Genomic DNA, 13430 nt, shown 5'->3' with positions numbered 1-13430 from the left:
GTGTTTCAGCGCGCCGCCATCCCGGAGGTGGCCGGGACCGTGCACCCTGCCGATCGGGACGCGCGGCGGCCGACCATGAGCCTGTCCCGACCCGGTCGGACGATGGGAGGTCCGAATCATGTCCGAGATCGTCGTGACCGTCGGCGAGACCGATGCGGGCAGTCTGCTCGGTACCGTGCTCGCCGGAACCGGGCACCAGACGGTCGACGGCACCGCGAAGCTGGGGCCGCTGGACGTCACGTACCGGCTGGACGCCACGCTCACCGGCGGCGGCCTGGACCTGAACCCGCCGGCCACGGTACGGATCACCGACCTGCGCGTCGACTACGCGCTGTCCCTGTCGTTCGAGTTCGACATCGGCTCGGTGCTGCCCGAGGAGCACATCCCGCGGGTCTGTTTCGACGTGCCGGTCATCGGCCGCATCTGTACGCCGGCGATCGACATCGACTGGCCCACCATCCGGATCCCGGTGTCGGTGACCGATTTCGTCCGCGGCACCGCCGAGCTGTCCCCGGCCGTCACCCTCGATGCCGAGGTGTGGAACGTCGCGGTCGTGGTCCAGGGGGTACCCGTACTGCAGCTCGGCCCGGCCGCGAACGCCCTGTTCGCCGCGATCGGCACGGCCGCGACGGCCGCCGTCGCACTGGTGCCGGGCATCGGCCCGTTCCTGGCCGTCGTGGTCGCCGCGATCACCGCGACGATCAGCGTGGCCGCCGCGACCGGCCTGCTCGGCCGCCTTCTGCAGCCGCTCGTGGCGGGCCGCGCCTTCCCGATCTACCGGCAGCCGCAGCGGCTGGAGATCGTGCCGGCCCTCGCCATCCGGCTCGACCAGGTCACCGCCCGTGTCGACGACAACAGCGCGCTGGTGCTCGCCATCGGCTTCTCCCCGCTCTAGGAGGGCTTCACCGTGTACGAACTGGACAGCCGGTCCCTCGGCCCGTTCGACTGCTACAGCCTGCGGTTCGCGCAGCCGGGCGAGCACCGGTACGCCATCACCCGGGCCGGCCCGCGCGGCCTCGGCACCGACCGGCCGTTCCGCGTCACCGTCACCGGCGACCAGCCCCTCCGCTCGGACGAGATCACCCAGCACAATGTCGCCGTCCGCTGGAGCACCGACGGATTCACCGCCAACCCGGCAGAGCTCACCGTCACGGCCGGCGACGTGGTTCTCTGGCACGACCACCACGCCGGAGTCCCCTTCGAGATCCACGGCGACGGCCCCATCGACTCCGGGTCGCTGCGCGAGCAGTCCGGGTACACCCACGTCTTCGGCAACCCCGGTCACTACACCTGGATCGACGCCAACGGCAGCGGGCTGCGCGGCCGGATCGTGGTCCGCGACCCGGACGTCAGCAGGCCACGGGGCCGGGAACGCTGGCTCGCCCAGCTGAGCCGGGGCCACGTGGTCACCATCGAGGGAGACCGGGTCGAGCCGGAAGAACTGGAGATCGTCACCGGACAGACCGTCTACTTCGCCGTCGTCGCCGCACCCGGCATCACCGTCACCGACGAGTCCCTGCCGACCGGGCTCCCCGCTCCCTCGCACGAGTGATCAAACCGCCCGGTCCAAGCCTGAGCTGGGCGGCGGGGCGTGACATGGCCGGGCGGCGGGGGCAGCCTGGGATCATCGGGAAATCGCCCGTACGGACTCGAGCGAGACACCCATGGCCCACCGTCCGGCCGTCCTGCCCGCGGCATCCGCGGTACACACGCGACTGCCGATCCGCGAAGGGACGTACCGCGATGGCGACTGAACCTATCCGCGTACTGGTCGCAGACGACCACCCCACCGTCCGAGCCGGCGTACGAGCGCTGCTCGAGACGGTGGACGGCATCGAGGTGATCGGCGAGGTCGGCGACAGCGACGACGCGATCTGCGTCGCGGCGCGGGAGCAGCCGGACGTCGTGATAATGGATCTACGGATGCCGGGTGTCGGCGGCATCGAGGCCACCCGGCGGATCACCCGCGAGCACCCGAACGTCACGGTGCTGGTGTTCACCATGGTCGCCGACGGTGACACGGTCTGGGCCGCCATCCGCGCCGGCGCCCGGGGCTACCTGCTCAAAGAGTCCGGGGCCGCCGAACTCGTCCGCGCCGTGCAGGCGGTGGCCCAGGGCGAGTTCATCACCAGTCCGGCCATCGCGGCGCGGATCTTCGCCTTCTTCGCCGCCGATCGATCCGACCGCGCGCCGGGGGCGTTCCCGGTCCTCACCGCCCGCGAACGCGAGATCCTGGAGTTGGTCGCGCAGGGCCGCAACAACGCCTATCTGGCCCGCCACCTGCGCTTGAGCCCTAAGACGGTACGCAATCACATCTCCAACGTCTTCGCCAAGCTGCACGTCGCGGACCGCGCCGAAGCGATCGTCCGCGCCCGGGAAGCGGGCCTCGGCGGCGTCACGGAGACCACCAGCGGCCAGCGATGAGCACGGCCAGCGATGAGTCCGACTCGCGGCCGGGGCGAAGCCGATCGATGATCGCCGGTTCGTGTCGGCGGAACGGACAGTGAGTCCGATTTCCGGGGGCGGGATAGCTCATCCTGACGGTGTTCATTGAAACTTCCCACGCTGTGCTTGACACCGTGATTGGAGACCGATGTCGACTGTGCTGGTTGTCGATGACGATCCGATCAGCCGGGACTTCATGCGTACGTTGCTGGGGTACCGGGGGCACCAGGCCTACGAGGCCGCGGATGGCGACACCGCGCTGGCGCTCGCTCGCCGGCGCCTGCCGGATGCGGTGATCACCGATGTCATGATGCCCAATCTGGACGGCTACGAACTGGCCCGGATGCTGCGCAGCCAGCCGGCGACCAGCCACATTCCGATAGCGTTCAGCACCGCGCACTACGGCCAGGACGAGATCGAGCCGATGGCCCGTGCCTGCGGGGTCCGAGATGTGATCTTCAAGCCGGCGCAGCCCGGCATGGTGCTGGCGACCATCGACGCCCTGCTCGGTTCGGCCGCCGGGGCCGGCGACGCGATCAGTGAGGCCGGGTTCGGCCCGCAGCCGGAGCCGCCGGTGGATGATCTGCCGGCGCGGTGGCACCGATTCGCCGAGGGCCTCGCCGAGCGGCTGGCCGAGACGCACCGGCTCACCCGGTCCGGCACGTGGGACCTCGACCCGGACGCCGGCATGATCGTGCTGTCGACCGGCCTGTCCGATCTGCTCCGGCTGCCCTCCACCAGCGTGCGCCTCGAGCAGTTGCGGCAGCACGTGCACCCCGAGGATCTCGCCAAGCTGGTGGCCCTCTCCGAAGACACCCGCCGGGCCGGCGAACCCAGAATCACCGAGGTACGCATCGCGGACCTGGACGGCGTGGTCCACGAGTTGATCGTCTCCTGCAGAACGGACACCCAGGCGCGGCAGCCCGGCGAGTCGGCCCCGATCGTGTGGGGCGTCGCCCAGGACGTGACCGAGATCCGCCGCGCCCAGCGCAACAACCTGAACGTGCAGGGGCGATGGCTCGCCGAGCGCCGCGCTGTCGACTCGTTCCACCAGGCCGTGTTGCCCAGGAAGCTGCCGACGGTCGCCGGCGTCGGACTCGGTGCGATCTACCTGGCCGCCCCGGAACGGCTGGACATCGGCAACGGCTGGTGCGACGTACAGCAGATCGCCGGAGGTCGGGTCCTGCTGTCGGTGGGTGAGGTGGCCGGTCATGATCAGCCGGCGGTCGCCGTCACCTCCTCGGTCCTCGCGGCGCTGCGTGCGTACGCTTTCGAGGATCCCGACCCGGCACGCCTGCTGACCCGGCTCAACCGGCTGCTGACCGGCACTTTCGAGGGCGACATGTTCGTCACCGCCGTCGTCGCGGTCTACGATCCGGACACCGAATGCCTGTGCGTCGCGAACGCCGGTCACCCCCTGCCCCTGGTGGTCGTCCCCGGCAGTGACGGCGACCCGAAGGCAGTGCCGCTGCAGAGACGGGGACCGGCGCTGGGGATCTTCGCGGACGCGGAGTTCGCCCGGCAACACCTGACCATGCCCCCGGGCTCGGTGCTGTGCGCCTACACCGACGGCGTGATCGACTGCCACGACGGGCCGATGGCGGCCGGCGCGCGACGCCTGCCGTACGCGGTCACGAAGGTGTTCAACGAAGTCGCGGCCGACCAGGTGGATCAGCCGCCGGACGCCCAGGACCTGGCGGAACGGATCGTCGTGGAGATGCTCGGAGGCAACTCCCCCGACGACGACGTCTGCGTCGCCGTCCTCTGGACGTCCACGTAGGGCGACACCCGGGTCAAGGTTGCCGGCCCGCCTCCAGAGAGGCGTCCACGAGCCGGAGCAGATCATTGATCTCGTACGGCTTGGTCAGGTGATGTTCTACGCCCTGGTCCCGCAGCCGTTGATGGACCGAGGGATCGGTTTCGCCGCTGACCACGATGACCGGGATGGCGCGCGTGGCCGGGTCGGCGCGCAGCCGGGTGAGTACCTGCTCACCGCTGATGTCGGGCAGGGTGAGGTCGAGCAGCACCAGATCCGGGTTCAGCCGTGTGGCCCGATCCAGGCCGGAACGGCCGTCCGGCGCGGAGTCGAACACCACCGCCGGGCGACTGCTGAGGATCCGTTCGACGAGCAGGGTGTTGATGGCACTGTCATCGATGTAGAGCACGGTCCCGGCGATTGCGGTGCTGCCGGCGTCCCAGGGCTGGTCGAATGGCACGGGGCTTCCCCTCAACTCGTTGCCGCCACATTGGCGCGGGCGTCCAGAACGGCGCGGACCTTCTGCGTGATGCCGGTGGCCGTGTACGGCTTTTCCAGGAACGCGACCGTCGGATCGTCTCGCGTGAGCGTGAGCACGCCGCGGGTGTGCGCGGAAGTGAAGATCACGGGCAGGCCCGGGAGCTGGGCGGTGATCCGTTTGGCCAGTTGCCCGCCGTTCATGCCCGGCATGATGACGTCGGTGACCAGCAGGTCGATGCCGGGGTTCTCCTGCACGATCGCCAGCGCCTGGCGGCCGTTGGCACCGGTCAGGACGCGGTATCCGGCGGTTCGCAGGACCCGTTCGGTGAGCGCGCGTACGGCCGGGTCGTCCTCGATGAACAGGACCGTCTCGCTCCCCGTGGCCAGCCGCTGCGGTGCGGGCGCGACCGGGAGGCCGGCGGGCGACGCGCTCGTCATCGGCAGGTGCACCTCGACCACGGTGCCCTCGGCCGGCTTCGAGTGCACCTGGATGTGACCGCCCGACTGGGTCACTATTCCGTACACCGTGGACATCCCCAGGCCCGTACCCTTGCCCAGCTCCTTCGTGGTGAAGAACGGTTCGAAGATGTGGGCGGCCACCTCCGCCGACATGCCGCAACCGTCGTCGGTGACGGTGACCAGGACGTACTCCCCGGGCCGGCCGCCGAGCTGAGCGGCGCGCTCGTCGTCGACGTCGACGCGGTCGGTGGTGATGGTCAGCGTGCCACCGTCGGGCATCGCGTCGCGGGCGTTGACGGCCAGGTTGACGATCACCTGTTCCAGCTGGACCGGATCGGCCCGTACCGGCAACGGCGCCGTCGTGGTCGTCACCACCAGCTCGATGTCCTCGCGGATGAGCCGGTGCAGCATCTCCTCGAGTCCCGCGACGAGACCCACGATGTCGACCACCCGTTCCTTGGCGCTCTGGGTCCGGGAGAAGGCCAGCAACTGCCGGGTCAGGGCGCCGGCCCGCGTCGCCGCTTCCCGGATCATGGCGAGATCCCGGGCAGACGCCTCGTCGGCCCGGGCCATCAGCAGAGCCGCGTACCCGTCGATGACGGTCAGCAGGTTGTTGAAGTCGTGGGCCACCCCGCCGGCGAGCTGGCCCACCGCGTCGAGCTTCTGCGCCTGGCGAAGCTGCGCCTCGACGTTCTTCTGTTCGGTCACGTCGGCGACCATCGCGAGGACGCCGTCGTCGCCGTCGGCGCGCGCCGTCAGGGCGATCTGGGCGCACAGGACCTGGCCGCCGTAGCGTTGCAGCCTCAGTTCGAGCCGGTGGGTCGCGCCCGCCGAGAGCCCGGTCAGCGCCCGCTCGGCGGTGGGCCGGTCGGCCTCGACCACCAGGTCCACCGCGGCCGTGCCCGGCAGTTCATCGACCGGAAGTTCCAGCATGGCGGCGAATCGGCTGTTGGCGTAGCTGATCCTCCCGTCGCCGTCGAGGAGGACCACGCCCTCGCTGGTCGTCTCCACGATTCCGCGGTAACGCTCCTCGCTGGCACGCAGCGTCGCCTCCGCCGCCTGTCGCAGCCGGAGATCCTCGAAGACCGCCGCACCGCGCACCAGCGCCGGGAAGCGGCCGCGCAACGTCCAGTACCAGACCGCGACCACGGCGGTCACCAGGTCCCAGCCGACGGTGAAGCTCGATCCGAACGCATGCCGCATGGCCATCCCCGAATGCGTTCCCCAGCCCAGGTAGGGAAGCAGCAGATGTACGGTATGCGAGCCGTGGTGCACCGCGCAGCTGAAGAAGATCGCGGCGGTCGCCAGGCCGAGTGGATTATTGCGCCATTGCCGGGTTCGCCAGAGTCCTCGTCCGATCGCGAATGAGATCGCCAGATATGCCGCGAGGATAATCGCGTTGGCCAATGCGGCGAGTTGCCAAGGCGCCATGGTTTGTACACCACCCGACCACGTCGACAGACCGACACCCTATCCACGGGCGAGACGCATCAGCTATCGCCCGATCGGGGTACATCTCTTTCCAGGTGATTCGTTGATCAACTCTCGGCGGGGCGCGACATGTCATTGATCAGCGTCAACAACTGTCGGGCGCTCTCCTGCACGAGCTCGAGTTGACGGACCTGTTCGTCATTGAGCGGGCCGGGAAGCCGGAGCAGCAGGGTGCCGGTGAATCCGATGACGGCCTGCAGCGGGGTCCGCAGTTCGTGGCTCGCGCGGGGGGACAAAACGCGCTGCGCGGGGTTCGCCTCCACCGACTCCGGGGCCGGTTTCGGAACCTGGCGCGCCGCGGGGACTCCGGCGGGGACACCACGGGCGATGGCGGAGACACCGACGATCTTGCCGGTGTCGTCGGGGATGGGAGAGACGCTCAACCGGACCGTGATCGTGCTCCCGTCGCGGCGGATCCGCTCGGTCACGTACTGGTCGAGTCGTTCGCCGGCGGCGAGCTGACGCAGGACGACCGCCTCGCGGGCCTGGCACCAGTGTGGATAGAGTTGCTGGGCGCGCTTCCCGATGATCTCCTCGGCGTGATATCCGTAGAGCTGTTCGGCCGCGTGATTCCACGTCGTCACCACGCCGTCGAGCGTCTCGCTGACAATCGCGTCGTGCGACCAACGTACAATATTCGCGAGTCGGGCATCCTCCCCGGTGACCGGCGTGGACGCCTCCGATAATCTCGCCTCGCCGACGGGTAGTTCCTGATGTTCGCCGGGCGTGTTCATATTTGAAACCGCCAGTGGTGTCCTATTAGCAGGGTCGTCATAATGACCATGAAACAATGCCTTCCACCGAGTATCTAATACTTCGTGGAAAATAGGCTAGCCCGGTAGCTTTCGGCCGCACAAGCAGTGGAACGGCAACCGGTCAGGCGTTCCCGGCCGGCGGCTGACGTCCACCATCGGAACGCCGGTGCTCAGGCCCGGTCGGCCCCGGGCATGCCGGTGGTGTGGCCGGGCGCGATCGACGCCTGCACGACCAGGGCCGCCGCGCCGATGCCGGCCGCGTCACGGGGCTGGGCGGACAACTCGACGACGATCTCGTGGCGGTGCCGGGCGTGGGCGGTGGCGGCCAGATGGGCGCGCAGCCTGCGGGCGTAGATCGAGCCGGCGATGGCCATGCCCGGCCCGGTCAGCACCACCCGGCCCAGGTCGAGCAGGTTCACCATGGAGGTGACGGCCACGCTCAGGTAGCCGGCGGCCTGGTCGACCACGGCGAAGGCGTCCGGGTCGCCGCTGACCGCGGCGTGCGCGATCGCGTCGTACGCGCTGAAGACCGTCTTCTGCTCGATAGCCAGTCCAGCGGCGCGGGCCGCGTCGACGGTGGCGGTCATCGAGGCGTACCGCTCGACGCAGCCGCGGTTGCCGCACGGGCACGGTCGTCCGTCGTACATGATCGACATGTGGCCGAGCTCCCCGGCGTCGAAGCTCGCACCCCGGAACAACGCACCACCGAAGACCAGTCCGGCGCCGACCCCGGCGGACAGGTACACGCTGCCGAACGCCTGCTCGCGGGAGACCCGCCGGGTCCAGAACTCGCCGAGTGCCGCGGCGGCCGCGTCGTTCTCGACCAGGACCGGGATGCCCAGCCGTTCGGCGAGCCTCCCCCGGACCGCGGCCCACTCCGGAGGGCCCGTGCGGTCGCTGGGCGGGGCGGCCGGTGCCACGACCGCCAGGCCCTCGATCCGGTCCCGGGGCAGGTCCAGGCCGAGCAGGAAATCGTCGAAGCGCTCGGCCAGCTGATCGCTCAGGTCCGTGTCGTCGAGCGGGACGACCTCGCGGCCAACCACCCCACCGGTCAGATCGATGGCCACACAGGTCACCGTCTCCGGGCCGAGCTGGAAGCCGACGCCGAAGCGGGTGGCGGGGGTGATGGCGAGCAGTTGACGTGGCTTGCCGCGCACCGAGCCGGTCGAGCCGGTCTCGTGGACGATCCCGTCGGCGATCAGGTCACGGACGATGTTGGAGATCGACGGCTGAGTGAGGTTGGTGCGCTCGGCGAGCTCCACCCGGCTGATCGAGACCGCCGAGCGGATGACGTCCACGACCAGGGCACGACTGCCCGGCCCCGCCGCGGGCGTTTCCCGACGTGCCATTACGTACCGTCCCCATTTCGCCTGCCCGCTGCTCTCAGGCGATACCGTACCTGTCGGCGAAACGAGTACGGAGGAATCTGTGGCACAGGCGCAGCGGCGGGTCGGCCTGGTTCTCGCGCGGGCTTCGCGGGTTCTCGGTGAGGAGCCGTACTACCACGAGTTCATCGAGGGACTCGAGCGTGTGCTGACCCCGGCCGGTGTCTCGGTGCTCGTCAAGGTGGTGACGGATCGGGAGGCGGAGAGCCAGACGTACGAGCGGTGGGCCGAGCAGGACCGGGTCAGCGGCGTCATCCTCGTCGACCTCGGGCCCGACGACGACCGGGTTTCCCTGGTGGGCCGTCTCGGGCTACCGGCGGTGGTGCTCGGCGACCCCTCGACGGCGTCCGGCCTGCCGACCGTGTGGACCGACGACGCCGGATACGCCCGGGAGGCGATCCAGTTCCTGGCCGAGGGCGGGCACCGGGTGATCGGGCACGTCACCGGCCCGCCGTCCTTCGTGCACACCCAGCTGCGGCGAACGGGTGCGCAGACCGAGGCCCGGGCGCTGGGCGTCGCGCTGGTGCAGGTCGAGGGCGATTATTCGTACGAGTCCGGCCGGGCCGCCGTCGCGGATCTGCTCACCCACGAGCCGACCGCGATCGTCTGCGACAACGACCTGATGGCGCTGGCCGCGCTGGACACACTGCGGGAGCGGGACCTCGCGGTGCCGGCCAACATATCGGTGGTCGCCTGGGACGACTCGGCCCTGTGCCAGCTGGCCGTCCCGCCCCTGTCGGCGATGAGCCACGACGTGGTCCGGATCGGCGAACTGGCCGCGAACGCGATGCTCGACGCGCTGGCCGGGCGCCCGGCGGCGGTCTATCAGGCGCCGCCGGCCCACATCGTGGTACGCGACAGCACCAACTGAACCGCTCCCGACCTCTGCCTGCGCGGTCGCTATCCCCCCGTACGCCCAAGTAATGCTTAAATTAATAATCTAATCTTGACACATCGATGACCGCAGTCGCATGCTGGGCCCCGCAAACGGACGAATTCGCATCCCGGGGCCGCTCCGCAACCCGTCCCGGGAGTTCGTCCCGCGATCCGGATAGCCCGGATGAGGAAGTCCGTCCCCACGGAGGTCCGTTGATGAGAATCCCCCGTCCCGCCTGGGCCGCCGGCGCCGCTCTCGCGCTGCTCGGCTCGGGCATCGTCTACACCGCGACGGAGGCGTCGGCGTTCGCCGCGACGCCGAAGTCCACCGTGATCAACTACCTGAGGTCGATCACCGGCACGTCGATCGTCTCCGGCCAGCACAACAAGGAGCCGGCAAGCAATCCCGGCCAGTACACCGCCCAGGTCAAGGCCATCACCGGCCAGTATCCGGGGCTGTGGGGCGGCGACATGATGTTCACCTCCGCCGACGTCGCCAACCGGCAGTCCGTGATCAACCAGGCGAAGACCGAGTGGGCCAACGGCTCGCTGGTCGCGCTGACCTGGCACGCCTGCTCCCCCACCGTCGGCGCCACCTGCAACTTCGACGGCGGCGTGAAGACCGGCATCACGAACGCGCAGTTCCAGGAGATCGTCACCGGCGGCACGAACCTGAACAACGTGTGGCGCAGCCGGATGGCGGCGGTCGTGCCGTACCTCAAGCAGCTCAAGGACGCCGGCATCCCGGTGCTGTGGCGGCCGTTCCACGAGATGAACGAGAGCTGGAACTGGTGGGGCGCCCGGCCCGGGGCGAACGGCGGCGCCAAGATCTACCAGCAGATGCGTGACTACTTCGACAGCCAGGGCCTGGACAACCTGATCTGGGTGTGGAACGTGCAGGACAACCCGGCCGGCGGCTGGGCGAACTACTACCCGGGCGGCAACTACGTCGACGTCGTCTCGCTCGACGCCTGGTACAAGAGCTACCCCTCGTCGTCGGACTACTCGCAGCTCCAGGCGATCGCGGCGGGTAAGCCGATCGCGATCGCCGAGATGGGCAAGGTGCCGACCGCGGCGCTGCTCAACAGCCAGCCGAAGTGGACCTGGTTCATGATCTGGTCCGAACAGCTGCGCGGCAACAACACCAACGCCGAGATCCAGACGGCATACTTCCTGCCCCGCGTCCTCAACCAGGGCGAGATCCGCCTCGGCTGAGGCCCCCCGTGATGGCCGCCGGGCCCGCCGGCGGCCATCACTTCCGCAAGAACGAGAACTATTCGCGTACGGGCACGTCTCCGGGCCTGCGCGTACCGCACGCGATGGCATCGCCGAGGTAGCCGCGATCAGACGGTGGGCGTACGGGAGCCGCCGGAGGAGGCAAGCAGCGCATCCGCGACGAGGCCCGCATCCGCGTCGGCCACGTCAGCCGGATACGCCGGCAGTAGGTCGTCCCAGACCGGCAGCCATGATCCGTACAGTTGGGACTGCCCTTCGGGCCGAGCGAAAAACCACAGGTGCAGGTGGGCGGCACCGTCGCCGATGCGATACATATGAGCGCGCGATACATGCGGCACCGCCTGCATGTGCCGCACGATGCGGGTACCCAACAGGCCGAGCTCCGCGGCCATCTCATCGGGAAGATCAGCCAGGTCGTAATGATCGCGGGGGTAGAGCATCAGGATCAGCGGCACCCCGACGCCGGAGATCCGGTCCAGCCGCCAGCGCTCGTTGAACCAGATGCCCTTGTCCCGCTCACCGCAGATGCTGCACTCCGCCGGATCCTCGCCATGCCGCGGCGCCTCGGGCAGCACCGGTGCCCGGAGCGGGGAGACACGCAGGCCGTCCTGCTCGAACGGGCTGATCTCCCAACCGGTCATACGAGACAGAGGAAGACGGTGCTCGCCGTCGGTGGCAGCGAGTGCGTGCCGGTAGAACTCGTCCGGAGTCAAAGCCATGGCCGCAGAGTAGTCAAGCCTGACGACACGGCTGCGGTCGTACCGTCCAGCGTGCGATCGCCATTGGGGTCACGATCTCGAAGACGCCTTGGTCTTCGGGCTTACGGAGCGGCGGGTATGGGCCTGAGTCGTTCCCCTACCTCGCTCATGCCTCCGTGCCGTCCTCATCCAGCCGCTTGCAGGGTGCCGCCATCAACCAGCGGTCACCGACCACGATTGGTGATGCCCGCCGTTGACACACGCACGTATCGAAGTGAGCGCGACGGTGTGGCTGTTGCGGGCCGAGCGTGTAGGTGTCTGCACACGAGAGCCTGTCACCGATACTGACGGCCATGGCGTCAGAAAAATCGGTTGAACCCGACGAAGACTCGCAACTCGATCCGTGTGACTACTGCGCGACCGAGCTGCACAGCGACCGATGAATGGGTGTACCTAGACGCGTCGTGGGGCTCGGCGCTCGCCAACGGAGCGACAGAACCTGGCCTGGACAGGGCTGAAGGCCTTGCGGCTCGCGCTCTCGGGCGGGCGGCAAGGCCTTCGGTGGTGACGACCTCACGAAGGTGGCCGTTATTGATCGTGAATCAGTTGTCGCTGGGCGAGGTGACCAGGTAGGTGGTGCCGACCGCGGTGCCCGGGATCACCGCGCCGTGCGCATCCGTGGCCGCCTCGACCCGCACCGCGGCGTCGTTCTCGGTCATCGGCCCGTCGGTCTGGAACGGGAACTCCAGGGTGCGCTCCTCGCCCGGGGCGAGCGGCGCCTCGACGCAGGCGGCGTCCCAGCTCACGTTGAACGTCTGGACGCAACCGCTCCAGTCAGCGAAGACAGCCGCGGCGCCGTTCGACTGGAAGGTGACCGTCGGGTACCGCACAGCCTCCGCGCTCAGGTTTTTGATCGTGACGCGCGTCGAGCCGTGGCGGATGCCGACCTGGTCCGGGGCGCTGTAGACGAGCGGCGTCGCCTTGATCGTGAAGACGCCGGTCAGTCGCGCGAACGAGACCTTCCAGCTCACCCGGCTCGCGGTGCCGGCGATCGGCGTGCCTCGCGGTCCGAAGCCTGCTCCAGCCGGGCCCGGACCTTGGCGACCGGGCCGGATGGCTGCACGGTCTGCCACGGGAGGAGCAGTTCCCGGGACTCACCGGCGGCCAGCGGGTCGATGACGCAGGTGAAGTAGGTCGCCCGCATGGCCATGAAGGTGCAGTCCACGTCCTGGGTAAGGACGTCTCGCTCGTTCACCTGGAAGGTCAGCAGTGGGAACTCGACCCGCTCGGTTCCGTGGTTGGTGATCGTGATGACGTTGCTGCCCTTGCGCAGGCCGGTGAGGCCCGGCTGTCCGTAGACCAGGTCGGTCGCGGTGGCGGTGAGAACGGCGGCCTTCTTGGACCGCGCCTCGGTCTCGGTTGCCGCCTCGGTCCTGGCTGGCACCGGTGCCTCGGCGGTGGCCTCCGCGACCACCGGTTCGGCCTCTGCGGGCGCGTCCAGCGCGACCGGCTCGGCGACGGTGATCCGCTCGGCGGGCGCCGGATCGGGCGCGGCCGTGGTGCCCGATCCGCTCATCCCGGCGGCCGCGGTGGCGGTGGCGAGCGTGGCCCCGAGCGTGATCACCGCGGCCAGGATGCCCCGGCGCAGTTTCGTGTTCATGGCTTTTCCCCCGTATCCCATGTGAAATCCATTCACTGGGGGCGACCCTAGGGTTCGGTCACGGCGTGCGGATTCGACACGGAGAGCTGTGGCACGAATGCATGAGCATCGATCACGCGGTATCCGCACCGACCGGATCGGCGACGCCTGCCACCCGGCCTGGGGGCCGACCGGGACCAGGCCCAGCCG

The 13430-nt window shown here is 69.3% G+C and carries 13 protein-coding genes; 6 read left to right on the top strand and 7 right to left on the bottom strand.

The annotated features are described in order from the left end of the window. Positions 1-118: 118 nt before the first annotated feature. The 4 genes from CHC09_RS16185 to CHC09_RS16170 all read left to right on the top strand — a co-directional run bounded on the left by CHC09_RS16185 (position 119) and on the right by CHC09_RS16170 (position 4225). Positions 119-895: a hypothetical protein gene (locus tag CHC09_RS16185; protein ID WP_089293928.1), complete on the top strand. Its 777-nt coding sequence runs from the start codon at positions 119-121 to the stop codon at positions 893-895. A 12-nt stretch (positions 896-907) separates the two neighbouring features. Beyond that, entirely contained in the window at positions 908-1552 is a 645-nt protein-coding gene (locus CHC09_RS16180) for a cupredoxin domain-containing protein (RefSeq protein WP_089293927.1), read from the top strand. Positions 1553-1743: 191 nt separating this feature from the next. After that, positions 1744-2424 (top strand): response regulator transcription factor, encoded by a 681-nt coding sequence (locus CHC09_RS16175; RefSeq protein ID WP_179277127.1) that lies wholly within the window; start codon positions 1744-1746, stop codon positions 2422-2424. A 169-nt stretch (positions 2425-2593) separates the two neighbouring features. Then, positions 2594-4225, top strand: a complete 1632-nt coding sequence (locus tag CHC09_RS16170) for a SpoIIE family protein phosphatase (protein ID WP_089293926.1) — start codon at positions 2594-2596, stop codon at positions 4223-4225. 13 nt (positions 4226-4238) lie between these two features. Here CHC09_RS16170 and CHC09_RS16165 read toward each other — a convergent pair whose 3' ends face one another. The 4 genes from CHC09_RS16165 to CHC09_RS16150 form a co-directional block, all read right to left on the bottom strand. Next, positions 4239-4661: a response regulator gene (locus CHC09_RS16165; RefSeq protein ID WP_179277126.1), complete on the bottom strand. Its 423-nt coding sequence runs from the start codon at positions 4659-4661 to the stop codon at positions 4239-4241. An 11-nt stretch (positions 4662-4672) separates the two neighbouring features. Continuing rightward, positions 4673-6571 (bottom strand): hybrid sensor histidine kinase/response regulator, encoded by a 1899-nt coding sequence (locus CHC09_RS16160; RefSeq protein WP_089293924.1) that lies wholly within the window; start codon positions 6569-6571, stop codon positions 4673-4675. A 107-nt stretch (positions 6572-6678) separates the two neighbouring features. Further along, entirely contained in the window at positions 6679-7365 is a 687-nt protein-coding gene (locus CHC09_RS16155; protein WP_089293923.1) for a PAS domain S-box protein, read from the bottom strand. A 191-nt stretch (positions 7366-7556) separates the two neighbouring features. Then, entirely contained in the window at positions 7557-8735 is a 1179-nt protein-coding gene (locus CHC09_RS16150; RefSeq protein WP_089293922.1) for an ROK family transcriptional regulator, read from the bottom strand. A 79-nt stretch (positions 8736-8814) separates the two neighbouring features. Here CHC09_RS16150 and CHC09_RS16145 point away from each other — a divergent pair, with 79 nt between their 5' ends. Continuing rightward, entirely contained in the window at positions 8815-9642 is an 828-nt protein-coding gene (locus CHC09_RS16145) for a LacI family DNA-binding transcriptional regulator (protein WP_089293921.1), read from the top strand. 221 nt (positions 9643-9863) lie between these two features. Further along, positions 9864-10862, top strand: coding sequence for a glycosyl hydrolase (locus CHC09_RS16140; RefSeq protein WP_089293920.1), 999 nt, complete (start codon positions 9864-9866; stop codon positions 10860-10862). Positions 10863-10990: 128 nt separating this feature from the next. On the opposite strand, the gene CHC09_RS16135 is transcribed toward CHC09_RS16140, so the two are convergent. The 3 genes from CHC09_RS16135 to CHC09_RS16125 form a co-directional block, all read right to left on the bottom strand. Beyond that, a complete protein-coding gene (locus CHC09_RS16135; RefSeq protein WP_089293919.1) occupies positions 10991-11602 on the bottom strand; it encodes an HIT family protein in 612 nt (203 codons plus the stop codon). Positions 11603-12183: 581 nt separating this feature from the next. Next, on the bottom strand, positions 12184-12612 hold the full coding sequence (locus CHC09_RS16130; RefSeq protein ID WP_089293918.1) for a hypothetical protein: 429 nt from the start codon (positions 12610-12612) through the stop codon (positions 12184-12186). Continuing rightward, positions 12609-13241, bottom strand: coding sequence for a hypothetical protein (locus CHC09_RS16125; protein ID WP_089293917.1), 633 nt, complete (start codon positions 13239-13241; stop codon positions 12609-12611). Before CHC09_RS16125 ends, CHC09_RS16130 begins: the two co-directional genes overlap by 4 nt. Positions 13242-13430 lie beyond the last annotated feature (189 nt).

The sequence above is a fragment of the Actinoplanes regularis genome (assembly GCF_900188005.1).
Lineage (GTDB): Bacteria > Actinomycetota > Actinomycetes > Mycobacteriales > Micromonosporaceae > Actinoplanes > Actinoplanes regularis.
Note: the sequence above shows the minus strand (reverse complement) of the source record. Positions and strands in the feature narration are given on the sequence as shown.